Consider the following 23579-nt stretch of genomic DNA (forward strand, 5'->3'; position numbering starts at 1 on the left):
TGCCCGCCACGCAGTTTGTCAGCTTGCGGACTCTTCAGCCGTTACTTGCTGGCCGGGTTCGAAGCCGGCGGGCTCTGCGGGCGCGACGGAGCGGCGCCGGTGGTCATTCCCGGTTGGCTGTTGGCCCTCGGGGTCACGTCACGCATCCCCGGAGGGGCCGCGGGAGGCGACGATTGGGTGTTCTGCGCCGTCGCCGACGACGGAGTGGTTCCGGCCTGATCGACCGACGAGCTGTTGAGGCCGTAGAAGACCGCGCCCAGCACGACCGCGATGGCGATGGCGAACATCGCCACCTTGCTGCCGCTGGTGGCGCCCTCGACGAGCTCCGGATCGGCCCGCAGCTGATTGTTGAGACGGGCCTGGCGGCTGAATTCGTCGTCGCTCAGGTTGGCGCGATAGGGATCGTTCGGATTGGATTGGGTGGCCATGAGTTGGTTCCTCCATTGCGGCACGACAATCGCCGGAGTCCGCGGAGGTTCCCGGAACCGTGTAACTTTCAGCCTGTTCAGAATGGAACCCGCCACGTAAGTTCCACGAATCTTTTCCATGGGGTTGCGATGTGGAGCCTGCCTGCCAGTGATGTCGTTTTATACGGGCTCTCGCTGGTGGCGCTCACGGCGCAGGCGATGACCGCGGCGTTGGCTGCCGGAAAGCGCAGCATGGATTGGGCCGGGGTCTGCATGCTCGGCTGCATCACCGCGCTCGGCGGCGGCACCATCCGCGATGTGCTGCTCGGGCATTACCCGCTGGTCTGGGTGCAACACCCGTCCTACCTGCTGCTGACGGCGGGCGCTGCGCTCGCCACCATCCTGATCGCGCGCGTGGTGCACCGGCTGAACACCGCGTTTCTCGTGCTCGATGCGATCGGCCTGGTGGTCTTCACCATGGCCGGCTGCGACGTCGCCTGGCAAATCGACCCATCGTTGCCGCTCGTGATCGTTGTGGTGGCGGGGATGATCACCGGCTGCGCCGGCGGCGTGCTGCGCGACATCCTCTGCAACGACGTGCCGCTGTTGTTTCGCGCCGAACTCTACGCCAGCGTCTCCATCGTCACCGGGCTGTTTTACTCGACGGGGTTCGGCCTGAAGCTGAATGACGAGCTCTGGACGGCGTTGACCTTCGTGCTCGGCCTGTCGTTCCGTCTGCTGGCGATCCGCTACAAATGGGAAATGCCGAAATTCGTCTTTGACGAGAATCGCCGGTAGACGCGCGGGAGGTGAAGTCCTATCGGCGCGCTTTCCTGACCTGTGCCGGCGTCACCGGCGGCGCGGCGTTGCCCCAGGAATTGCGGATGTAGTTGGTGACCTCTGCGATCTCTCGATCGGACAGTTGCTTGGCGTAGGCCGGCATCGATCCGGTGTTGGGCGCGCGCGGCGTCGTCACCGTCTGCGCGCCGTCGAGGATGATGCGGAGCGTGCTCGACGGATCGGCCGCCTGCAGATTGGCGTTGCCGGGCAGCGGTGGATAGATCCGAGGCGCGCCTGAGCCGTCGGCCTCGTGGCAGGCGATGCAGGCGCGGGCGTAGATAGCCTTGCCTGCGGTCATCTCCGCCTGCGGCGGCGGCGTCACCGCGGGCTCCGGCGCGCCGGCCGGCAGGTCCTTCAGATACACCGCGATGGCTCGGATATCGGCGTCGCTCATCTTGGATGTCGAATTGACCACCACTTCCGCCATCAGCCCGGCGGCGTGGCTCTTGCCGTTGCGGCCGCTCTGCAGATATTCGGCGATGTCCTCGATGCTCCAGGATTTCAGCCCGCTACGGTCAGAGCCGTCGAGGCGCGGCGCGAACCAGCCATCGACCAATCCACCGCCATAGGCTTGGCCACGTTTGTCGGCGCCCAGAATGTTCTTCGGCGTATGGCAGGCGCCGCAATGCGCCGCTCCCGTGACCAGATAACCGCCGCGATTCCATTCCGCGCTTTTCTGCTGGTTCGGCTGGAAGATACCCGGACGGAAGAACAGGAAATTCCAGCCCCGCATCAGCACGCGGTAGTTCAGCGGCCAGCGCAGTTGCGGCGGCGGCGGGCGGTTGCGAACCGGCGGCAGCGTTGCGAGATAGGCGCGGATCGCCAGCACGTCGTCACGGATCAGCCTGGTGAAGTTCGGATAGGGGAAGGCCGGGTAATAGCGCGAGCCGTCGGGCGCCACGCCGTAGCGCAGGGCGCGGATGAAGTCGTCGTCGCTCCAGGCGCCGAGCCCGGTCTCGCGATCCGGCGTCAGGTTCGGCGAATAGATGGCGCCGAACGGGGTATCGATGCGCTTGCCCCCGGCGAACGGTTTTGAGGGATCGGCGGTATGGCAACTGGCGCAATCGGCGGCGTAGGTCAGAGCCTTGCCGCGTGCGATCGTCTCGGCCGAGGGGGAGGGCTGGGCATGGGCAATGGCTGACGCGGTGCACAAAAAGAGGCCGGCGAGAATCGCCAGGCTTGCGCGATGTCGTCCCTGCACCAATCTGTCTCTCCTTGAGGCCTTGTAGCGCAAAACGACACGGCGAGCGCGTCACGTCGTTTCGCCGGCAGCCCGCGCCGAGACACAAAGCGAAAAAGCCGGCCGCCGTTTCGGGCACGAAATTGCGATTTGCGGATGCGGGGCTCCATTGCCGAGAATTGTGATGCGCGGCCCGCAAAAACCGACATAGACTGCCGCCAAGCTGAGAGAATACCTGGCTAAAATCGGGCTAAAATCGCTTGGGCGAGGCGGCTCAAAGAGGGTGGAATGGGAATCAACCAAGGTCCGATCAGTCTCGACCAGAAATACACCCAAGGCTCCGGCCACGTCTTTCTGACCGGCATCCAGGCGCTGGTCCGCCTGCCGATGGCGCAGATCCGCCGCGACCGCGCCGCCGGTCTCAATACCGCGGGCTTCGTCTCGGGATACCGGGGTTCGCCGCTCGGCGGCTACGACCAGCAACTGTTCGCCGCACGCAAACACCTCGAGCAGTACAACGTCAAATTCCAGCCCGGCGTGAACGAGGACCTCGCGGCGACGGCGATCTGGGGCTCACAGCAGCTCAATCTGTCGAAGGGCGCCCGCCACGACGGCGTGGTCGGCATCTGGTACGGCAAGGGCCCCGGCGTCGACCGCTGCGGCGACGTGTTCCGCCACGGCAATGCCGCCGGCTCGGCGAAGAACGGCGGCGTGCTGTGCTTGGCCGGCGACGACCACGGCGCCAAATCCTCCACCGTGCCGCATCAGTCCGACCACGCCTTCATCTCCGCGCTGATGCCCTATCTCTATCCCTCCAGCATCCATGAAATGATCGAGATGGGCCTGCTCGGCATCGCGATGTCGCGCTACTCGGGCTGCTGGGTCGGCATGAAGGTGATTACCGAGACCGTGGAGACCACCGCGGAGATCGATCTCGCCGACGAGATGAAGCCTTTCATCATCCCGACCGATTTCGAGATGCCGCCGGGCGGGCTCAACCTGCGCTGGCCCGACGACCGCTACGACCAGGACCGCCGCCTGCAGGACTACAAGGGTTTTGCCGCGATCGCCTTTGCCCGCGCCAACAAGGTCAACCGCATCACCATGGATTCGCCGAATGCGCGCTTCGGCATCATGGCTTCCGGCAAGAGCTACGAGGATATCCGGCAGGCGCTGCGCGAACTCGGCGTCACTCCGGAAGTCGCCGCCAAGATCGGCTTGCGGCTCTACAAGATCGGCATGCCGTGGCCGCTGGAGCCCGAGGGCGTGCGCGAATTCGCTGTCGGTCTCGAAGAGATCATGATCATCGAAGAGCGCCGCGAGATCGTCGAGAATCAAGTGAAGCAGGAGTTGTTCAACTGGCGCGACGACGTCCGCCCGCGCATCGTCGGCAAGATGGACGAGCACGACAAGCGCTTCCTGCCCTTCGCCGAGGAACTCAGCGTCGCCTCCCTGGCAGGCTCGCTCACCGAGCGGCTGCTGCGCCTCAACCTCAATCCCGAAATTGCCGCGATGCTGCGCGCCAAGGCCGACTGGTTCAACGGGCGGCTCGCCACCCAGATGCAGCCGGTGTCGCCGATTTCGCGCACGCCGTATTTCTGCTCGGGCTGTCCGCACAATACTTCGACCAAGGTGCCGGAAGGCAGCCGCGCCTTCGCCGGCATCGGCTGTCACTTCATGGCGCTGTGGATGGACCGCTCTACCGAGACCTTTACCCATATGGGCGGCGAGGGCGTGCCGTGGGTGGGCGTTGCGCCTTTTACCGACGAAAAGCATGTGTTTGCCAATCTCGGCGACGGCACCTACTTCCATTCCGGCAGTCTCGCGATCCGTCAGGCGGTCGCCTCCGGCGCCAACATCACCTACAAGATCCTCTACAACGACGCGACCGCGATGACCGGCGGCCAGCATGTCGACGGCGAGCTGTCGCCGCAGCAGATCACCTTCCAGCTGCACGCTGAAGGCATCCGCAACATCTATCTGGTGTCGGAAAATCCCGACGCCTATCCGGCCTCCGACATCGCGCCGGGCACCAAAACCGCGCATCGCGACCAGCTCGACGCCGTCCAGAAGACGTTGCGCGAGGTGAAGGGCGCTTCCGCCATCGTATTCGTGCAGACCTGCGCGGCCGAAAAGCGCCGCCGCCGCAAGCGCGGCACGCTGGAGGATCCGGCGCGCCGCGTCATGATCAATCCGGCGGTCTGCGAAGGCTGCGGCGACTGCTCGGTGCAGTCTAACTGCATCTCGGTGGAGCCGCTGGAAACCGAATTCGGCCGCAAGCGCATCATCAATCAGTCGACCTGCAACAAGGACTATTCCTGCGTGAAGGGCTTCTGTCCGTCCTTCATTACCGTCGATGGCGGCAAGCTGCGCAAGCGCGCGCCGGCCGACCTCGGCCAGATCGGCGAGCTGCCGGAGCCGGCTTCGAGGCCTTCGCTGGACCGGCCCTATAACGTCGCGGTCGGCGGCGTCGGCGGCACCGGCGTGCTCACCATCGGCGCGCTGCTCGGCATGGCCGCGCATATCGAGGGCAAGGCCAGCATGATCCTCGACATGTCCGGCCTCGCGCAGAAGGGCGGGGCGGTGCTCAGCCATGTCCGGCTGTCGGAACATACCGCCGACGTCACCTGTTCGCGCATCGTCACCGGCACCGCCGACCTGGTGCTCGCCGCCGACGAGGTCGTCGCCGCCGCCAAGGAAACCATGACGCTGTGCGAATCCAGCCGCACCTATGGCGTCATCAACACCCATCTCATTCCGATCGCGGATTTCATCCTCAACCGCGATTTCAATTTCCAGAGCCGCAAGGTCAATCACGTCCTCGAAACGGCGCTGCGCAAGGATTCCTCCTTCTTCGACTTCACAAAGCCCGCCGAGATGCTGCTCGGGGATTCCATCGCCACCAATATGATGATGATGGGCTACGCCTATCAGAAGGGCCTGCTGCCGCTTTCGGCCAAGGCGATCGAGCAGGCGATCGAGGTCAACGGCGTCGCGATCAAGATGAACACGGAAGCCTTCCGGCTCGGCCGTCTCGCTGCCGCCGATCCGGCGCGGCTGGTGGCGATGATGAAGGGCCAGGACGAGACGGTGGCGCCGAAGACGCTGGAGGAGATGTCGCTCGACGAGATCATCGCCCATCGCAGCGCGCATCTGACCGACTACCAGGACGGCAGGCTCGCCGACCGCTATCGCATGATGGTGGCCAAGGTGCGCAACGCCGCGCTCGACGGCGGCTACGGCGAGGCGCTGCCGCGCGCAGTCGCGATCAACTACGCCAAGCTGCTCGCCTACAAGGACGAGTATGAAGTGGCGCGGCTCTTTACCGACGGCCGGTTCGAGAAGCAACTGCGCGACCAGTTCGACGGCGACTTCAGGTTCTCCTTCAACCTCGCGCCGCCGATCCTCGGCGGGGCCAGGGATGCGCTGGGACGGCCGGTCAAGCGCAAGTTCGGCGCCTGGATGATGCCGGTGTTCCGTCTGCTGGCGAAGATGCGGAGCCTGCGCGGCACATCTTTCGATATCTTCGGCTACAGCGCCGACCGCAAACTCGAGCGCGAACTGATCGCCGGTTACGAGAAGGACATCTTAACTGTGCTCGGCTTGCTGTCGCCGCTGACACTGGATACCGCGATCGAAATTCTGTCGCTGCCGGATCGCATCCGCGGTTACGGGCCAGTCAAGGAGAAGGCGGTGCAGGCGGCGAAAATCCGCTATGCGGAATTAGCCGGGGATCTCGTCAACCCGCCGCCGGCGCCACGGCAGGTCGCGGCGGAATAGGGCCTTGCGATCTGGGGCGCTTGCCAATCCCGTTCTGACGCGCGAAGACATCCGCTGGGAAGAAACACCAGCGGAGAGTTTTGTTGACCATCAAGGGCAAGGCCTACATTGCCGGGATTTACGAACATCCAACCCGGCACGCACCCGATAAATCCACCGCACAGTTGCACGCCGAAGTTGCCAAGGGGGCGATCGAAGACGCCGGGCTGACCAAGGCCGATATCGACGGCTATTTCTGCGCCGGCGACGCGCCGGGCGGGCTGTGGCCAATGGTGGATTACCTCGGCCTCAAGGTGCGCCACATGGATTCCACCGAGACCGGCGGTTGTTCCTACCTGATCCATCTCGGTCATGCTGCCGAAGCCATCGCCGCCGGCAAATGCTCGATCGCGCTGATTACGCTGGCCGGCAAGCCGCGCACCGGCGCGATGCCGCCGCGCGCGGCGGGCGCCGAGCTCGATTTCGAGGCCGCCTACGGGGCGACCACCCACAACGCCTACGGCATGTGTGCCATGCGCCACATGCACGACTATGGCACCACCAGCGAGCAACTGGCCTGGATCAAGGTCGCGGCCTCCCATCACGCCCAGTACAACCCGCATGCGATGCTGAAGGACGTCGTCACCGTCGAGGACGTGATCAATTCGCCGATGATCTCCGATCCCTTGCACCGCCTGGATTGCTGCGTCGTCTCTGACGGCGGCGGCGCGCTGATCGTCACCACGCCGGAGATCGCCAAAAGCCTGAAGAAGCCGCTGGTGCGCCTGATCGGCCATGGCGAGGCGATGAAGGGACCGCGCGGCGGCAAGGATCTCGATCTCACTTACTCCGCCGGCGTCTGGTCCGGACCGCGCGCCTTCGAAGAGGCCGGCGTCACGCCGAAGGATATCAAGTACGCCTCGATCTATGACAGCTTCACCATCACGGTGCTGATGCAGCTCGAAGACCTCGGCTTCTGCAAGAAGGGCGAGGGCGGCAAGTTCGTTTCCGACGGCAATCTGATTTCCGGCGTCGGCAAGCTGCCGTTCAACACCGACGGCGGCGGCCTCTGCAGCAATCACCCGGTCAACCGCGGCGGCATGACAAAAATCCTCGAAGCGGTGCGCCAGCTGCGCGGCGAAGCGCATCCGAAAGTGCAGGTGCCGAACTGCGATCTCGCCATTGCCCACGGCACCGGCGGCCTGCTCGGCGTGCGTCACGCCGCCTCAACCTGCATTCTGGAGCGTGTGTAATGGCCGAAGCAAAGAAGTACCCAACGCCGCAAGGCAATCCCGAGACCGCGCCGTTCTGGGAAGCGGCCAAAGAGGGCAAGTTCCTGATCAAGCGCTGCACCGCCTGCGGCGAAGCGCATTATTTCCCGCGCTCGATCTGCCCGTTCTGCTTCTCCGACAAGACGGTGTGGGAGGAGAGTTCTGGCGAGGCCACCATCTACACCTGGAGCCTGATGCGGAAATCGCCGACCGGTCCCTACGCGATCGCCTATGTCACGCTGAAGGAAGGCCCGTCGCTGCAGACCAATATCGTCGATTGCGAGCTGGAGAAATTGAAGATCGGCCAGAAGGTGAAGGTGGTGTTCAAGCCGACCGACGGCGCGCCGCTGCCGTTCTTCACGCCGGTCTAGTTCTTCCTTCTCCCCTTGTGGGAGAAGGTGGCAGCCGAAGGCTGCCGGATGAGGGGTCTCTCTCCACGGAGAAGGTTTATCCGTGGAGCCAACCCCCCCCACCGTAGCGAGTTTGTTGCCGACGCCTGTGTAGCCCTCTCCCACAAGGGGAGAGGGCGCAGCAACGGGCGCCGAAAAAGAAAATGAATTCGGGAGAGAACCAGAAATGCCGATCAAGTACGACGAGCTGATGGCGCTGAAGAACCTCGGCCAGAAATACGCCTACACCGACCGCGAAGTGATGCTGTACGCCCACGGCATCGGCATGGGCGCCGACCCCATGGATGAGAAGGAGCTGGCCTTCGTCAACGAGGCGGTCGCCATCCCGCGCCCGCTGAAGGTGGTGCCGACGTTCGCCTCGGTCGCGGCATGGGGCGCCGGCCCCGGCGAGATGCATCTCAACCGCCTGATGGTGGTCGACGGCGAGCGCGACATCACCTTCCACAAGCCGCTTGCGATCGCCGCTCACATCACCGCCGATTCCACCGTGCTCGACGTGTTCGACAAGGGCAAGGACAAGGGCGCCGTGATCCGGCACCAGACCGTGCTCAAGGACGAGAAAGGCGAGAAACTGGCGACGCTGGTGGCGTCGCGTTTCGCGCGCGGCGACGGCGGCTTCGGCGGGCCTTCGGAAGGCCAGCCCGAACCGCACAAGGTGCCGACCCGCAGCCCCGACAAATCAGTCGACATCACGACGCGCCCGGATCAGGCGCTGATCTATCGTCTCTGCGGCGACCGCAATCCGCTGCATTCGGATCCCGAATTCGCCAGGCGCGCCGGTTTTCCGAGGCCGATCCTGCACGGCATGTGCACCTACGGTATCACCTGTCGCGGCGTGCTGCAGACCTATGCCGATTACGATCCTGCCGCCTTCCGGCAGCACGCGGTGCGGTTTTCCTCGCCGGTCTATCCCGGCGAAACCGTGACCATGGAAATGTGGAAGGACGGCAACGTGATTTCGTTCGAGGCCAAGGTGAAAGCGCGCAACGTCACCGTCATCAAGAGCGGCAGGACGGTGCTGGGCTAATTCGCACGTCATTCCGGGGCGCGCGCCTGCGCGAACCCGGAATCTCGAGATTCCGGGTTCAGCCCTGTGGGCTGGCCCGGAATGACGGCAAATAACGGAGGAGAGAACACCATGGGATTGCTCGATGGCAAGGTGGCGCTGATCACCGGCGCGGGTGGCGGGCTCGGCGAGGCCTATGCAAAGCTGTTCGCGCGCGAGGGTGCGGCTATCGTGGTCAACGACCTCGGCGGTCCCCGCGACGGCAGCGGCGCCGATGTCTCGATGGCGCAGAAGGTGGTCAATGCGATCAAGGCCGACGGCGGCCGCGCGGTCGCCAACGGCGCCGATATCTCCACCATGGCCGGCGGCCAGTCGGTGTTCGACGACGCCATCAAGCACTTCGGCCGCGCCGATATCCTGGTCAACAATGCCGGCATCCTGCTCGACCAGACTTTCGCGAAAGCGACCGAAGCTGCCTGGGACAAGGTGTTGAAGGTGCATCTGAAGGGCACCTTCTGCGTCACCCAGCCGGTGTTCCGCTGGATGCGCGAGAACGGCGGCGGCGTCATCGTCAATACCTCCTCGACCTCCGGCCTGATCGGCAATTTCGGCCAGAGCAATTACGGCTCCGCCAAGGGCGGTATCTGGGGTCTCTCCAACGTGCTGGCGATCGAGGGCCGCAAATACAACATCCGGATCTGGACGCTGGCGCCGGGCGCGCTGACCCGCATGACCGCCGACTTGCCGCGCTATATCGAGAATCCCGGCGCCGCATTGGGGCCTGATGGCATCGCCCCGGCCGTGCTATACATGGTCAGCGAGCTCTCGGGCGACCAGACCGGCAAGACGCTCGGCGTCTCCGGGCCGCGCGGGGTGCGCGAAATGCGAATGATGGAGAAGCCGGGCTGGAAGCCGCCGCATACCGGCTGGAAGGCCCAGGATATCGCCGCACACGCCAACGAGATTTTCTTCTCCGAGGAAGAGATCAAGATGGGCGCCCGGCGGTTTTAGAAACGTCGTCGTTCCGGGGCGATGCGAAGCATCGAACCCGGAATCTCGAGATTCCGGGTCTGGTCCTTCGGACCATCCCGGAATGACGAAAGGGAACAGAGGCACACATGACAAAGCTCACTCCCAAGGCCGCAGGTACCTTCGCGATCGCGCCGACGCCGTTCCACGATGACGGCCGGATCGACGAAAAATCCATCGACCGGCTGACCGACTTCTATACCGAGGTCGGCTGCGACGGCGTCACGGTGCTCGGCATTCTGGGCGAGGCGCCGAAGCTCGACGCCGCGGAAGCCGAACAGGTGGCGGTCCGCTTCGTCAAGCGCGCCAAGACCATGCAGATCATCGTCGGCGTTTCCGCGCCGGGCTTTGCCAGCATGCGCTCGCTGGCGCTGAAATCGATGGATGCGGGGGCTGCCGGCGTGATGATCGCGCCGCCGCCTCACTTGCGCACCGACGACCAGATCACGGGCTATTTCAAGCAGGCCCAGGAAGCGATCGGCGACGATATTCCCTGGGTGCTGCAGGACTATCCGCTGACCCTGACGGTGGTGTTCACGCCCGCGGTGATCCGCAAGATCGTGATGGACAGCCCGTCCTGCGTGATGCTCAAGCACGAGGACTGGCCGGGGCTGGAGAAGATCTCCGCGCTGCGCGCCTTCCAGAAGGACGGCTCGCTGCGGCCGCTGTCGATTCTGACAGGCAATGGCGGGCTGTTCCTCGATTTCGAAATGGAGCGCGGCGCCGACGGCGCCATGACCGGCTACGCCTTCCCGGAATTGCTGATCGATGTAGTGAGGCTATTCAAGGAGGCCCGCCGCGACGCCGCGCATGACCTGTTCGACGCCCATCTGCCGCTGATCCGCTACGAACAGCAGCCCGGCGCAGGGCTGGCGGTACGCAAATATGTGCTGCAGAAGCGCGGCATCATCGCTTCATCCGCGCAGCGCAAGCCCGGCGCGACCATTACCGCCACCGCGAAAGCCGAGGTCGATTATCTGTTGTCCCGGGTCGCCCGCGTCGACAAGCGCGCCAACCTGCAGCCGCAAGCCAGCGCGGCGGTGTAACCTGATCCTCTTTTCGACCGTCATTGCGAGCGAAGCGAAGCAATCCATAGTGCGGGCAAAGGAAGCGTGGATTGCTTCGTCGCTTCGCTCCTCGCAATGACGGGAAAATTGAGATTTATGACAAGTCCAGGAACGAAACCCATGTCCACCGAAGCCGCCAAACCGCCGCGTCCCGCTTCCACCATCCTGTTGCTGCGCGACAGCGCAGCCACGAAAGGCGCCGACGGCAAGAGCCGCGGCGAGATCGAGGTCTTCATGATGGTGCGCCATTATGAGATTGACTTCAATTCCGGCGCGCTGGTGTTTCCCGGCGGCAGCGTCGACAAGGGCGATCAGGATATCATCGCCAATCCCTCGCTTTATGCCGGCGGCGAGAGGCTCGACGCCAGCGCCTTGAGCTTCCGGATCGCCGCGATTCGCGAAACCTTTGAAGAAAGCGGCATATTGCTGGCGCGTCCCAAGGGATCGAAGGCGCTGGTCGATGCCGGGCGGGCCAGCGAGATCGAGGCCGCGCATCGCGCAGATCTTTGCGACAACAAGATCACCTTCCTGAAGGTGCTGACCGACAACGGCATGGTGCTGGCGCTCGACGAACTCGTGCCCTATGCGCACTGGATCACGCCGGAGGGCATGCCGAAGCGTTTCGACACCTGGTTCTTCCTCGCCGCCGCGCCCCCGGAGCAGGCCGGCGCCCATGACGGCAAGGAATCCACCGACTCGATCTGGGTGTCGCCGCGCGAGGCGCTGGAAGGCGGCGAGAGCGGGCGGTTCAAGCTGCCGTTCCCGACCACCCGCAACCTGATCCGGCTCGGCAAGCAGTCGAGCGTACAGGCCGCGCTCGACGACAGCAGGGGCAAATCCATCGTCACGGTGATGCCGGTGATGACAAAGCTCAACGGCGGCCGCCAGCTCCGCATCCCGCTGGAAGCCGGCTACGACGGCGAGGTGTTCGAGGTCGGCGTGGTGGGGTGAGACAAAGCTGGATTGCATCGCGGAGCCTGTCATCGGGCGCGCGTTCGCGCGACCCATTGGCTCGCAACGACGACCGCGGCGCTTGTGTGCACGTCCGGCACACTTCGGCACGCAACGAAGTATTCCAGATCTCCCGTCCTGTAGTCTCCCGTCTCGACAGAATCGAGAACGGGAAACCACGACATGGAACAGACCCGCCAGCCCAACATGGCCGTCGAACTCGCGCTGCTCTTGGCGCTGGCGACGCTGTGGGGCGCGTCCTATACCTTCATCCGGCTCGGTGTCGCGACCATTCCGCCTGTTACCCTGATCGCCGCGCGCACCCTGATCGCCGGGCTGCTGCTCCTGGTCATCATGCGCTGGCGCGGCGTGAGCCTGCCGGCGGATGCCGCGACCTGGCGGCGCTTCCTGTTCCAGGCCTGCCTCAACAGCGTGATTCCCTGGACCATGCTGGCTTGGGGCGAGCGCGCGCTCGATGCCGGGCTTGCCACCATCCTCAATTCGACGTCGCCGATCTTCACCTTCTTTCTCACACTCGCCATCACGCGCCATGAGACGCTGACACCGCGAAAACTGCTCGGCGTCGGGGCAGGGATGGCCGGCATCTGCCTCATCGTCGGCGTGCAGGCGCTCAGTGGATTGGGCGAGCAGCTGGTCGCGCAGGTGGTGACTGTGCTGGCGGCGATCTGCTACGCGGGCGCTGCGATCTTCGGCCGCGGCTTCAAGGGCCTCGATCCGATGGCGCCGGCCGCCGGCTCGCTGTTGTGTGGCGCGGCGATCCTGATTCCCGTCAGCCTGGTGGTGGACCGGCCATGGACGCTGGCGCCGTCGATGAGTTCGATCTGGGCGCTGCTTGCGCTGGCGGTGTTCTCCACGGCGCTCGCCTTCGTGATCTATTTCCGGCTGATCCAGACGCTGGGTTCGGTCGGCACCACGGCGCAGGCCTATTTGCGGGTGCCAATCGGCGTCGCGGTTGGTGTGCTGTTCCTCGGCGAGAGCCCGTCGGCGACAGCGTGGATCGGCCTCGGTTGCGTCGTGATCGGCGTCGCCGCGATGACGATCCCGGCAAGGAAGCGGGGATCGACGAGATGGCTTCGTGTTTGAGCCGCTTGCAAGCTTCGGCCTTGGCTTCATTCCAAGGTCGCACGCCATGCAGCCCATCCTCTTTGGCCCGGATAATTGGGCATGACCTTGGATGGTTCGAAGCCGATAGGAGACCGCTAGACCTTTTCGGGCTTGGGCTACGTATGCTATATCCTGCAAGTTGTAGGGGGACGGTCCTCGCTCGAAGCGCAGATGGGGGCCGTCAGAAAGACAGACGGGGCAATGATCCTCAATCGTAAGCACCTGCGGGAAGCCCAGCTCACGGCTTTGGGCGGCGGATTTCTAATTGCAATCGCATTTTGGTTTCGCGGCGCAATCGAATTCTACCTTGGTCAGACAGCCACTAGTTGGCTGCTCAACGTTCTCCTGCTTCTCTATTTGGTGTCATTGATCCCAGTATCGAGCGGCTGGCTCGACATCCGCCACTGGGAAAGCACCGAGCGCGAGCAGAAGGAGGAAGACGAGCGTGATCAAGCCAAATGGAACAGCGAGCAAAGAGAGCAACAGGCCAAGTATGACGCCTTCCTGAACTGGGTGCGACAAAACCCGCGGACCGCCGACCGCCTGATGCGCATCGCCGAAGAGGAGCAGATTGAGAACCCGGAATATCGTAGCTGGCTTATCGAGCGACGTGAACGCGAAGGCCCCAACCCGTTGACCGACCTTCCCCGCTTGTTTGATTGGCTAAAAGCCCGTCGTGATCTCAAGCAATTTGGGATCGACCCTCCGCTACCCGGTTAGCGCGATCAAGGATCGTCGATGGCTTCAGATTGGTCAGGCTCTATCAACGTCAAAGTGACGGAGGCCAATATCCGTTGCGTTGTTACGGGCACCGATTCCGACGCTCTGGGCGTTGCAACAATGTCAGGTGAAGCATCGCTGTCACGCATTTCCGACACAGAGCCACCACGACAGGAATTTCGCCTATCGCTAGCGATCCAAGGTCGCTCGGCATTGCAGGCAAAGGCGGCAGCGACGGTGTGGCCAAAATTGTTCGACGAAGTCGCGGAGAACGATGATGTCATTGGCATTCTTCTTAAAGCCGACGAAGACGATCATCGGCGAGGGGACGTATTTCTCCTCGCCACTCAGTTTGACAAGCTAATGCCCGTGATGAGTAAGTTCACGACTGGCGCGGTTGTTGTGCTTTATATTCGGAAGAGCACGCTGTCCGAGTGCGACCTGATAGTGATGATTGACCTCAATACGACGGTTATCGCGCCATAGTGGGACAGCACCGAATAGCTCGACCCAGGGCGGGACGGGGGTGACGGTCGAGAGCCGGCAAACCCGGAGCTTGCGAAAGCGCCAAAAAGACCGTCAGGGCGGCGCGGGGGGACCGAGCATGTTCCCCCCCGGCCTCCAATCCATCGTATATATGGCCTCTGATTGGAGCCGGTCTCAATAACCATGCCTTCCGAAGCGCCGCAAAAGCCAAGGTCGTTCTCGCTCTCGATCGGTCAGCTGACATTTGGCAGTTTTCTGCTGGTGCTGGCCGTGATCACGATCACCAGCATCGCCAGCGTGGTCGCCATCCGTCACATCGATTCGACCTTTGCCGAACTGCAGCGGTTGCAGAGCGTCGGCGACCTCGCGCAGGACATCGACCGGCGGATGAACGAACTGCGCCTTGCGGCGCGCGACTTCGTCACCGATCCCGGCACGCAATCGACCCAGGTCGGCGACGCGGCCTCGGCGCTCAGTGAGATCCTGAAGAAGACCCGGCTGGAGCTTGCGCCGGAGCAGCAGGACATGATCGACGGCGTTACCGCGCGATTGGCGACCTATCGCAGCGGCATCGAACGCATTTCGTCGCTGATCAACCGCCGCGCCGAACTGATCGTCGGCCTGCCGCCGTTGCGCGAAGGTTTCGATTCGGCGATCGCCGAAACCCCCGATCCGGTGATCGCCTCGACCTTGTTCCAGACCCAAAGCCGCATCGCCTCGGCGTTGTTGGCGCGCAACCCGTCGGCCGCCGAGCAGGCGGCGCAAAGCATGCGGGCGCTGACGATCCCGGATCGCAAGCTGCGCGCCGCCGTCGACAATTACGCCGAAGCAATCATCGCGATCTCGATCCGCGAACGCCAGATCGCGGATATTGACAGGGAAGTGCTCGGTTCCGAAGGCCGCCTGATCCAGCGCGTCACCGAACTGCTGCGCGACGTCAGCGAGCGCCGCGGCCGTGTGCTGTCCCGCGATTTCGCGCGGACGCTGGCCGAGGCCAAATGGCAGAGCATCGTTCTTGGTACTGCCGGCGTCTTGATCGGGCTGTGGGCGGCGGCGGTCGTGGTGCGGCGGACTGTCCGGCCGCTCGCCTCGATCTCGGCCTCGATCCGGGCACTGGCGGCGGGCAAGAAAGACACCTCGATCCCCGCCACCGACGTGGAAAACGAGATCGGCGATATCGCGCGAGCCGCCGAAGTATTCCGCCGCACGCTGGTCGACGCCGATGCGGCGCGCGAGGCGGCGGTGCGCGCATTGGCCGAGCAGCGCCTTGCCGAGGAAAGCTATCGCAAGCTGTTCGAGGGTTCGGTCGACGGGATCTACGTGACGACGCCGGGCGGCGCGTTGCTCAACGCCAATCCGGCGCTGGCGCGGATGATGGGGTATGACACGCCGCAGGACCTGATTGACGGCATCAGCGACGTCGCAGAAGCGGTCTACGTGCATCCGGCGGCGCGGGCGGAATATCAGGCGCTGATGCGGCGCGACGGCATGGTGCGCGAGTTCGAGTATCAGGTTCGCGCCCGCGACGGCCGGGTGCTCTGGCTTTCCGACAGCGCAACCGTCGCCCGCGACGAAGCCGGCAAGATCGTCCGCTATGAAGGGACGGTGCGCGACATCACCGATCAGAAGCGCGCCGAGGACGCGATTGCCGAAGGTAGACGGTTGCTGCAGCAGGTGATCGACACCGTGCCCGCCGTCATCAACGTCAAGGACAAGGAGCTTCGCTACGTCCTGATGAATCGCTACATGGCCGGCATCTTCGGCGTCGAGCCTGCGGATGCGATCGGCCGCACCACCACCGATCTGATGTCGCGCTACGGCGCGGAAAAGACCGATGAGCATGACAAACGGGTGCTGGAAGCGGGCAGGGAACTCGGCTTCTACGAGGAGGAATACAAGGATTCCTCGGGCAACATGCGGCAATGGCTGGTCAACAAGCTTCCGCTGCTGAATGCCGAAGGCGAGATCGAAAACATCGTCACCGTCGCGCTCGACATCGGCGAGCGCAAGCGCGGCGAACTGGAAATGCGCAAGGCCAAGGACGCGGCGGAAGCGGCGCTGCGCAATCTGCGCGAGACCCAGAATTCGCTGATCGAGGCGGAAAAGCTCGCTGCCCTCGGGCGGCTGGTGGCGGGCGTCGCCCACGAGGTCAACAACCCCGTCGGCATCAGCCTGACGGTGGCTTCGTCGCTGGAGCGCAAGACCGCCTTGTTCTCCGCCGAAGTCGCCCGCGGCGATCTGCGGCGGTCGAGCCTGACCGATTTCCTCGAGGCCAGCCGTGATGCCTCCTCGCAGCTGGTGGCCAATCTCAACCGCGCCGCTGAACTGATCACCTCGTTCAAGCAGGTCGCCGCCGACCGCAACTACTCGGATCAGCGCACCTTCGACCTCGGCGATCTCACCGAGCAGGTCGTGATGAGCCTTCGGCCGGGCTTGAGAAAGCATAATCTGACGCTGACCGTCGACTGCCAGCCCAACCTCATCATGAACTCCTATCCCGGGCCCTATGGCCAGGTGCTCACCAACCTGTTTCTCAATTCGGTGGCGCACGCATTTCCGGACGGCAAGGCCGGGCAGGTCGATATCCAGGTGCGGGAGTCAGGCAAGGACAATGTCGAGATCATCTTCTCCGACAACGGAATCGGCATGAGCCTCGACGTCCGGCGCCGGGCGTTCGATCCGTTCTTCACTACCCGTCGCGACCAGGGCGGCACTGGGCTCGGCCTGCATATCGTCTACAGCATCGTGACCAACCGGTTGGGCGGCCGGCTCGACCTCGATTCGGAGCCGGGCGGCGGCACGCGGATCCAGATCATCCTGCCCCGGGTCGCGCCGTTGGAGCAGGCTGCGGAATGACGCGCATTTCGCAAAAGGGGATAGAGGTTCTGCGATCAGAATACGCGCAGCCAGGAAGGAGTTTGCTAGTCGACGTCGGCCAGCTTGTGCAGCGTCGCGCCGAAGATCTGGCTGGCCTTTCCGACCAGCGCGGTGCCGTTCATGACGCCTCGCGTGTCGGTGAAGGTGCCGGACACGCCGATGCCGACCGGACTGGGGCCGCCGAACAACGGGTTGGCATCGGGGCTGGACGTGTGACGCTGGACAAGCACCTCGCCCTTGAAGGTATCGTCCTTCACCGTGTAGCTGCCGGTGTAGAACAGATACGCGTCACCGCCGAGGATCTTGCCGTCGCGGAACAGGATCACGCCGCTGCCCTTGCCCGTGCGGCCATCCTGCAGGCTGACATGGATCGAATACAGTCCGTTTTTCATGATGTTCCGATTCCGACGCCCGTTGTCCCCCGGAGTCGGCGGCTAGTTATGCCAAAGCGGGGCACGCAGCGTCAACGCGGCAGCTTGACCGCACCCGACAGCAGACGCTCAAATTCTGCCAAATCGTGTAGCACTGCGATGATGGCGGCGTTGGTGGCGGCCAAGTTGGCCCGCGAAATGCATAGTCTTTGTTGCACCGGCCGGTGGGTGCTGGAGCAAGGGACAGGTGACCAACTGGATCGATTCCGGCGGCGATGCGTTGCCACCACATGCTGACGAAAACATCCGGCCGAACGGGGACCGCCGCCGCGCGGTTCGCTGCAAGACGCGGCTCAGTATCAGTAGTGCGATATTGCTCTCGGTGCTGGCGTCCGATGTCGGAACAGCCCGCGACCGCGGCCAGTTCGCCAACGCCAATCCCGAGCTGAAAGCGTGGTTCGAAAGCCTGAAGAGCGGCAAGGGACCCTGCTGTTCGGAGGCCGACGGCACCGCGATCAGCGATGCGGACTGGGAGTCACGCGGTGGCCATTATCGGGTGCGGATCGAAGGCGAGTGGGTCGATGTGCCGGAAGAAGCCGTCATCACCGAACCCAACCGCGTCGGCCGCACCATGGTCTGGCCGATCCGCGGCTATCTCGGGCTGACGATCCGCTGCTTCATGCCGGGCAGCATGACCTAGGCGCGTCGCAACCTCACGCGTATTTCTGGTCGCGCTCCAACAGCTCGATCGAGATGCCCTGCGGCCCGCGGATGAAGCAGATGCGCACGCCCGGCCGGATCGTGGTGGGTTCCTTGGTGAACTCGACGCCCTTCGCCTTGATCTCGGCGGCGACCGCATCAATGTCCTTCACCGTCAGCCCGAAATGATCGAGCCCCTGATAGGGCGTCACCGGCGGGGTGTTGACGCCGTCGCCCGCCGCGACCGCTGCGATGAACACATTGGCGCCGCCCAGCTTGACGTCGATCCGCCCGGGGCCGCGGACGATCTCGCCGCCGAGGATATTTTCCAGCCAGGCGGCCGTGGCCTCGGGGTCGGGACTACGCAGATGGACGTGATCCCAGGTGACGATCGGCATTGTTGGTCTCCCCGTTGGCTGCAGCACCGACAATTTTAGCGGCCGCATTCCGGCAAGACCATCCCTCCGGTGCGGACCTTTGCGGGCGAATTGGGATGCATTCCAATGTTGACACATTTGGATGGAACCATTGCCGGGTTTCGTGGATTGACCGGATGCTAGCAGCGCCGATTGACGGTGCAGTGCAGCAGCCAGCTTCGTTTCGCCGCTGTCGATGGCATGACATGAACGCAGGGCTTGATCGCATCGAATCGAACAGGCTTGCCGGGCTCGCGAAGCTCGCCGGGTTTCGCGGCCGTTCAGGAGGGCCCGAAGGCAAGACCTTCACGCCGGGATTTATCGGCGTGCTGGCCATCCTGATCGCCGGACTGGGGGCATGGGTGCTGTCCAGCAATGGCAGCAACACCGCTGAAAGCGAACCGCTGAGCCTCGCAGCGGCGGTTGCGAGCGAACCGGCACCGCCGCCCAGCACGGACCTCGGGCTGGACCTGTCCCTGCCCAACCAGGCGGCGAGCCCAGCCGATCCCCCAATCGAAGCGGCTCCCGTGGACGGGTTGAGGATCGCATCGCAGTCCTGGCGAAGGGGCGGCTTGGGGTCGAAGGCCCTGGTAACCCTGACGCTCCGCAACGGCAACGATTACGCGGTCAAGGACATCGAGATCTTCTGCTCGTTTGCCCGCCGGGACGGCAGCCACCTGACCGACCGCAAGCGCATCATTCCCGACACCATCGCCATGAAGAGCCGGAAAACCTTCGCGCGCCTGCATGTCGGCTTCGTCAACATTAGCGCGAATCAAGCGAAGTGCTCGCTGGTCACGGCCAGCCGCATCTGATTCGATCTTCACGAAAAGTTAACCGCTCGCAAAAAATTGGCCCTGCGGGTGAACCGTGCGGGCAGCTTCGGAACTAATTATGTAACCAGCAGTTGAGAGAACGATCCGTGTGGTTCCCGCATGGACGGAGCGGTCCTTGAGATGCCCGTAGCACGATACTTCTTCTATGTCGGCGGAGTGCTGCTGGCGCTGCTGTTCGCGGTTGACGCGTACGTGCCGAAGGAGCCGGTGGTGAGTGCGGCGATCGCGGCGGCGCCGATCGAGAATCCCACCCTGAGGATCCGCTCCGACCGGAAATGGCCGGAGCGTGTCGTATACGATACCAGCGTTCCCACCATCGTTCCGCCGCCGGCTGCGATAATCGAGGCTGCCGCCGCGGTTCCACAGCCGGTTGCCGAAATGTCGGCCAAGGCGCGCGTGCGGGAGTCGTTTGCGCAGTTCAGGCCGGCCGATGTTTCGAAGCCTGATGCCAAGCCGCATCCGAAGCGCAAGATTGCCAAGATCCGGGCGGCCCCACCGCCGATGTCGACGCCGATGATGCGGGTGGCGCAACGCCCGAATTTTGGATTCTTTACCAGTACCTGGTGAGGCAAGGCGTTGTAACGATCTCGCTGCTGCTGGCGCGCTCGGAGTGATTCGAATTCTGCCAATAACGCCCTGAAAACAAATCAATTTCGTCACGCTGCGTTGATCCGTGCGCTCGTCGGCGGTCGGAGAAGGGCTTCGGTCTCAGCTCTTGCCGCCCCAAGGATGGGGCTATGCTTCCGGGCGCCGGACTAGCTCAATAGCCGCGGCGATACCGCCGGTCGCGTCCTCCCGGCGACGCTGTTGCGCCCGCGTAAAACGGGTTGACGATGCACTGGGCGGGGAGGCCCGATGCGGCCTGGGCGCACTGTGCCAGCGAGGTATAGGCGCATTCGAAATGCTCACCGCCGAACATTTCGATGACCTTGAGGCAGACCGGATAGTTCGGATTATACGTCTGGGCGCGAGCTGACGGCGTCGCCGAAACCGTCGCAATCGCCAAGATCGCCAGAGCCAGAATGCGCATTAGAATCTCCATCGGGATTGACGGCACCATATCTCACACTCGCTGCGCCCAGTCACGCTCCGCGCGGCCTCGGCGTATTCGTGGGCCAGCTCGATGTCGTCATCGGTGTGGCCCGGATTCGCGCCCATGCCTCCCGGAACGGTAGCTTGGCAGCTCCAGCGCCGCCGATGGCGCGCTCGGAGAGATTCGAACTCCCGACCCTCGGAATCGAAATCCGATGCTCTATCCAGCTGAGCTACGAGCGCGTGCGTGGCTCGCTTACCAGACTTGTCCCGACAGGGCCAGCAGAGCGCCTCCGGACCCGGCCTGAGGGCCTGCGCGTCCCGGAATCGGATTGGTCTTCACTCAAGAGGCGACCGGATGAGGGGAAATTGCGTTGCCGCGCCTGCGGTCCGGCCATCGCCAGGGGGCCCGATCCGGCGCCAATTGACGCCTGAATGGGGGAAAATCGCCTGCGGATGCCCATTTTTGGTCCAATCCGGATGCTTAACGGAATCCCAACACACTAACGCCAGAGTCCTGCCCTCTGGTCCTCTGGCGGACCGGATTTCCCGGGTCCCGACAGGCTCTATCCGCGTCCGATCGATTCATGCGCATCACGCTCTTGCCTCTGCTGTTGCTCTCGCTGCTGGCCATAACGCCGGCACGCGCCGATCTGCACATCACCCGCGATCACGGCGGCTACGTCACCGAATACAAGGCGAAGTACGAGCGAATCCGCGACCGCAAGGAGCGCGTCATCATCGACGGCATCTGCAATTCGGCCTGCACCCTGGTGTTCGGCATCGTGCCGATGAACAAGGTGTGTGTGACGCCGCGGGCCAGCCTCGGCTTCCACCAGGCCTATTACGACAAGGCGTTTACCTTCGGTATCAAGGTCACCAGTGCGGAGGGGACATCCGATCTGATGTCCTACTACCCGCGGCCCGTGAAGGACTGGATCCGCCGCAACGGCGGGCTGACCACCGAGATGAAGAAGATCAAGAACGGGACCGAACTCTGGAAGATCGTCGACCCCTGTCCAGAAGAGTTCTGATCCCCTCAGGCCAGGTCAATCGTTCCTGACATCACCGGCACACAGCGGCCGCCGATCCAGGTCGCGGTAACCGCACCGTTTTTCTTCTCGGCCTGCGCCTGCAAAATGCTCGGCCGTCCCATCTCGACGCCTTGCGCGATCGTCTTCGACAACAAGAGGTTCGCCTCCGGGCGCAGACTGGCGAGCAGGCCGATCAGCGCGACGTTGGCAGCGCCGGTCGCCGGATCCTCGGGAATGTTAAGGTGTGGTGCAAACATCCGCGCGCGGATGTCGATGTCACCCTCTTGGACCTGCGCATAGATCATGATGCTGACGACGGGGTGCTTGGCGACTTCGAGCCGGAACACGTCGGCGTTCGGGTTTGCCCCGAGCAGCGCAGTGCGGCCCTTCAATTCGGCGAGGATGAAAGGGGCGCCGCAGGACGCGATGCATGGGCGATGATGGGCCGTCTCGATATCGGCGAGCGAAATCCCGCACGCTGATGCCACCAGTTCGCCCGCAACCTCCGCGCCGACCGCGAGCGGCTGCGGTGCCGCGACCTTTGATCCCACCGCCGTCGCGCCATCTCGCAAGATATCGATCGGGACCAGGCCGGCTTTTTCCTCGAAGATGACACGGTCGCCGCTGACAGGCCGGCCGTAACTGACGCCGGAGCGCGCCAGCACGAAGGCCGTGCCGACATTGGGGTGGCCGGCGAACGGCATCTCGCTGCGCGGGGTGAAGATCCGCACTTCGGCCGTGTGCGCGGGGTCCTTCGGGGGCAGCACGAAGGTGGTCTCCGCCAGATTGAATTCGGCGGCGATGGCCTGCATCTGCCCGGTCGACAATCCCTCGGCGTTGAGGACGACGGCAAGCGGATTGCCCACGAATTGCGTGCCGGTGAACACATCGACTGTCTGAAATTGCGGGCGCATCTTAGCTCCTATCTAGAAGGTCACCACGCCGCGGATCGACTCGCCGCGCTTCATCAGTTCGAACGCGTTGTTGATCTCGGCAAAGGGCATCACGTGGGTGATCATCGGGTCGATCTGGATCTTGCCCTGCATGTACCAGTCGACGATCTTGGGTACGTCGGTGCGGCCGCGCGCGCCGCCGAAGGCGGTGCCTTTCCAGACCCGGCCGGTCACCAGTTGGAACGGCCGCGTTGAAATCTCCGCGCCTGAAGGCGCGACCCCGATGACGATCGATTGGCCCCAGCCGCGGTGACAGGCTTCCAGCGCCTGCCGCATCACCGTGACGTTGCCGGTGCAGTCGAAGGTGTAGTCGGCGCCGCCGATCTGGTCGGCGCCGGATTTGGTCATGTCGACGAGGTGAGGGACGAGGTCCTTGCCGAGTTCTTTCGGGTTGACGAAATGGGTCATGCCGAAGCGTTCGCCCCAAGCCTTGCGGTCGTTGTTGATGTCGACGCCGATGATCATGTCGGCGCCGGCCAGCCGCAAGCCCTGCAGCACGTTGAGCCCGATGCCGCCGAGGCCGAATACAATGGCCTTGGCGCCTTGCTCGACCTTGGCGGTGTTGATGACTGCGCCGATGCCTGTGGTGACGCCGCAGCCAATGTAGCAGACCTTGTCGAACGGCGCGTCCTCGCGGATCTTGGCCACCGCGATCTCGGGCAGCACCGTGTAGTTCGCAAACGTCGAGGTGCCCATGTAGTGATGGACGGGCTTGCCTCCAAGCGAGAACCGCGAGGTGCCGTCGGGCATCAGGCCCTGGCCTTGCGTGGCGCGGATCGCGGTGCAGAGATTGGTTTTGCGCGACAGGCAGGACGGGCATTGCCGGCATTCCGGCGTATAGAGCGGAATGACGTGGTCGCCTTTCTTCACGCTGGTCACGCCTTTGCCGATATCGACCACGACGCCGGCACCTTCATGGCCGAGAATCGCGGGAAACAGGCCTTCGGGATCAGCGCCGGAAAGGGTGAATTCGTCGGTGTGGCAGACGCCGGTGGCCTTGATTTCGAGCAGCACTTCGCCCTCGCGCGGGCCGTCGAGCTGGACGGTGGTGATCTCCAGCGGCTTGCCGGCGGCGACAGCGACGGCGGCGCGAACATCCATGGCATTCCT

Annotated in this window: 23 protein-coding genes and 1 tRNA gene; 16 read left to right on the top strand and 8 right to left on the bottom strand. The window is 63.9% G+C overall.

The window, feature by feature from the left end:
* Positions 1–41 precede the first annotated feature (41 nt).
* Entirely contained in the window at positions 42–428 is a 387-nt protein-coding gene (locus KMZ29_RS12195; protein ID WP_215623874.1) for a hypothetical protein, read from the bottom strand.
* A gap of 129 nt (positions 429–557) precedes the next feature.
* Between KMZ29_RS12195 and KMZ29_RS12200 the strand changes: the two genes are divergently transcribed.
* On the top strand, positions 558–1205 hold the full coding sequence (locus KMZ29_RS12200; RefSeq protein ID WP_215606257.1) for a trimeric intracellular cation channel family protein: 648 nt from the start codon (positions 558–560) through the stop codon (positions 1203–1205).
* A 19-nt stretch (positions 1206–1224) separates the two neighbouring features.
* Here the strand turns inward: KMZ29_RS12200 and KMZ29_RS12205 are convergent, their stop codons facing one another.
* Entirely contained in the window at positions 1225–2448 is a 1224-nt protein-coding gene (locus tag KMZ29_RS12205) for a cytochrome c (RefSeq protein WP_369810102.1), read from the bottom strand.
* Positions 2449–2715: 267 nt separating this feature from the next.
* Between KMZ29_RS12205 and KMZ29_RS12210 the strand changes: the two genes are divergently transcribed.
* From KMZ29_RS12210 to KMZ29_RS12260, 11 genes are all read left to right on the top strand, one after another.
* Positions 2716–6207 carry an indolepyruvate ferredoxin oxidoreductase family protein gene (locus KMZ29_RS12210; protein ID WP_215623875.1) on the top strand — a complete coding sequence of 1164 codons (3492 nt, stop codon included), beginning with the start codon at positions 2716–2718 and terminating at the stop codon, positions 6205–6207.
* Positions 6208–6290: 83 nt separating this feature from the next.
* Positions 6291–7439, top strand: a complete 1149-nt coding sequence (locus KMZ29_RS12215) for a thiolase family protein (RefSeq protein WP_215606259.1) — start codon at positions 6291–6293, stop codon at positions 7437–7439.
* Positions 7439–7828 carry a Zn-ribbon domain-containing OB-fold protein gene (locus KMZ29_RS12220; protein ID WP_215612276.1) on the top strand — a complete coding sequence of 130 codons (390 nt, stop codon included), beginning with the start codon at positions 7439–7441 and terminating at the stop codon, positions 7826–7828. The genes KMZ29_RS12215 and KMZ29_RS12220 overlap by 1 nt, the downstream gene beginning before the upstream one ends.
* Positions 7829–8033: 205 nt before the next feature.
* A complete protein-coding gene (locus KMZ29_RS12225; protein ID WP_215623876.1) occupies positions 8034–8894 on the top strand; it encodes a MaoC family dehydratase in 861 nt (286 codons plus the stop codon).
* A 111-nt stretch (positions 8895–9005) separates the two neighbouring features.
* Complete coding sequence (locus KMZ29_RS12230) at positions 9006–9884, top strand: SDR family oxidoreductase (RefSeq protein WP_215623877.1); 879 nt, start codon at positions 9006–9008, stop codon at positions 9882–9884.
* A gap of 107 nt (positions 9885–9991) precedes the next feature.
* Entirely contained in the window at positions 9992–10948 is a 957-nt protein-coding gene (locus KMZ29_RS12235) for a dihydrodipicolinate synthase family protein (protein ID WP_215623878.1), read from the top strand.
* A gap of 141 nt (positions 10949–11089) precedes the next feature.
* Positions 11090–11920 carry an NUDIX hydrolase gene (locus KMZ29_RS12240; protein ID WP_215623879.1) on the top strand — a complete coding sequence of 277 codons (831 nt, stop codon included), beginning with the start codon at positions 11090–11092 and terminating at the stop codon, positions 11918–11920.
* 183 nt (positions 11921–12103) lie between these two features.
* Positions 12104–13024 carry a DMT family transporter gene (locus KMZ29_RS12245; protein WP_215623880.1) on the top strand — a complete coding sequence of 307 codons (921 nt, stop codon included), beginning with the start codon at positions 12104–12106 and terminating at the stop codon, positions 13022–13024.
* 222 nt (positions 13025–13246) lie between these two features.
* The gene (locus tag KMZ29_RS12250) at positions 13247–13765 is read left to right on the top strand and encodes a hypothetical protein (RefSeq protein ID WP_215623881.1); all 519 of its coding nucleotides are present in this window, start codon (positions 13247–13249) and stop codon (positions 13763–13765) included.
* Positions 13766–13783: 18 nt separating this feature from the next.
* A complete protein-coding gene (locus tag KMZ29_RS12255) occupies positions 13784–14251 on the top strand; it encodes a hypothetical protein (RefSeq protein ID WP_215623882.1) in 468 nt (155 codons plus the stop codon).
* A gap of 183 nt (positions 14252–14434) precedes the next feature.
* The gene (locus KMZ29_RS12260) at positions 14435–17107 is read left to right on the top strand and encodes a PAS domain S-box protein (protein WP_215623883.1); all 2673 of its coding nucleotides are present in this window, start codon (positions 14435–14437) and stop codon (positions 17105–17107) included.
* 65 nt (positions 17108–17172) lie between these two features.
* On the opposite strand, the gene KMZ29_RS12265 is transcribed toward KMZ29_RS12260, so the two are convergent.
* Positions 17173–17520 carry a GrlR family regulatory protein gene (locus KMZ29_RS12265; RefSeq protein WP_215612266.1) on the bottom strand — a complete coding sequence of 116 codons (348 nt, stop codon included), beginning with the start codon at positions 17518–17520 and terminating at the stop codon, positions 17173–17175.
* 226 nt (positions 17521–17746) lie between these two features.
* On the opposite strand from KMZ29_RS12265, the gene KMZ29_RS12270 reads away from it, so the two are divergent.
* Positions 17747–18199 (top strand): hypothetical protein, encoded by a 453-nt coding sequence (locus KMZ29_RS12270; protein ID WP_215623884.1) that lies wholly within the window; start codon positions 17747–17749, stop codon positions 18197–18199.
* Between the two features lie 13 nt (positions 18200–18212).
* On the opposite strand, the gene KMZ29_RS12275 is transcribed toward KMZ29_RS12270, so the two are convergent.
* Positions 18213–18596, bottom strand: coding sequence for a VOC family protein (locus tag KMZ29_RS12275; RefSeq protein WP_215623885.1), 384 nt, complete (start codon positions 18594–18596; stop codon positions 18213–18215).
* Between the two features lie 224 nt (positions 18597–18820).
* Between KMZ29_RS12275 and KMZ29_RS12280 the strand changes: the two genes are divergently transcribed.
* Both KMZ29_RS12280 and KMZ29_RS12285 read left to right on the top strand, forming a co-directional pair.
* Positions 18821–19429: a hypothetical protein gene (locus tag KMZ29_RS12280; protein WP_215623886.1), complete on the top strand. Its 609-nt coding sequence runs from the start codon at positions 18821–18823 to the stop codon at positions 19427–19429.
* A 141-nt stretch (positions 19430–19570) separates the two neighbouring features.
* A complete protein-coding gene (locus KMZ29_RS12285) occupies positions 19571–20017 on the top strand; it encodes a hypothetical protein (RefSeq protein WP_215623887.1) in 447 nt (148 codons plus the stop codon).
* Between the two features lie 193 nt (positions 20018–20210).
* Here the strand turns inward: KMZ29_RS12285 and KMZ29_RS12290 are convergent, their stop codons facing one another.
* Positions 20211–20480, bottom strand: coding sequence for a DUF3551 domain-containing protein (locus tag KMZ29_RS12290; RefSeq protein ID WP_215623888.1), 270 nt, complete (start codon positions 20478–20480; stop codon positions 20211–20213).
* 168 nt (positions 20481–20648) lie between these two features.
* A tRNA-Arg gene (locus KMZ29_RS12295) sits at positions 20649–20725 on the bottom strand.
* 344 nt (positions 20726–21069) lie between these two features.
* Here KMZ29_RS12295 and KMZ29_RS12300 point away from each other — a divergent pair.
* Positions 21070–21516 (top strand): hypothetical protein, encoded by a 447-nt coding sequence (locus KMZ29_RS12300; protein WP_215623889.1) that lies wholly within the window; start codon positions 21070–21072, stop codon positions 21514–21516.
* 5 nt (positions 21517–21521) lie between these two features.
* Here the strand turns inward: KMZ29_RS12300 and KMZ29_RS12305 are convergent, their stop codons facing one another.
* Both KMZ29_RS12305 and KMZ29_RS12310 read right to left on the bottom strand, forming a co-directional pair.
* Positions 21522–22430 carry a PhzF family phenazine biosynthesis protein gene (locus KMZ29_RS12305; RefSeq protein WP_215623890.1) on the bottom strand — a complete coding sequence of 303 codons (909 nt, stop codon included), beginning with the start codon at positions 22428–22430 and terminating at the stop codon, positions 21522–21524.
* Positions 22431–22442: 12 nt separating this feature from the next.
* Entirely contained in the window at positions 22443–23570 is a 1128-nt protein-coding gene (locus tag KMZ29_RS12310; RefSeq protein WP_215623891.1) for an S-(hydroxymethyl)glutathione dehydrogenase/class III alcohol dehydrogenase, read from the bottom strand.
* Positions 23571–23579 lie beyond the last annotated feature (9 nt).

This window comes from Bradyrhizobium sediminis, assembly GCF_018736085.1.
Classification (GTDB): domain Bacteria; phylum Pseudomonadota; class Alphaproteobacteria; order Rhizobiales; family Xanthobacteraceae; genus Bradyrhizobium; species Bradyrhizobium sediminis.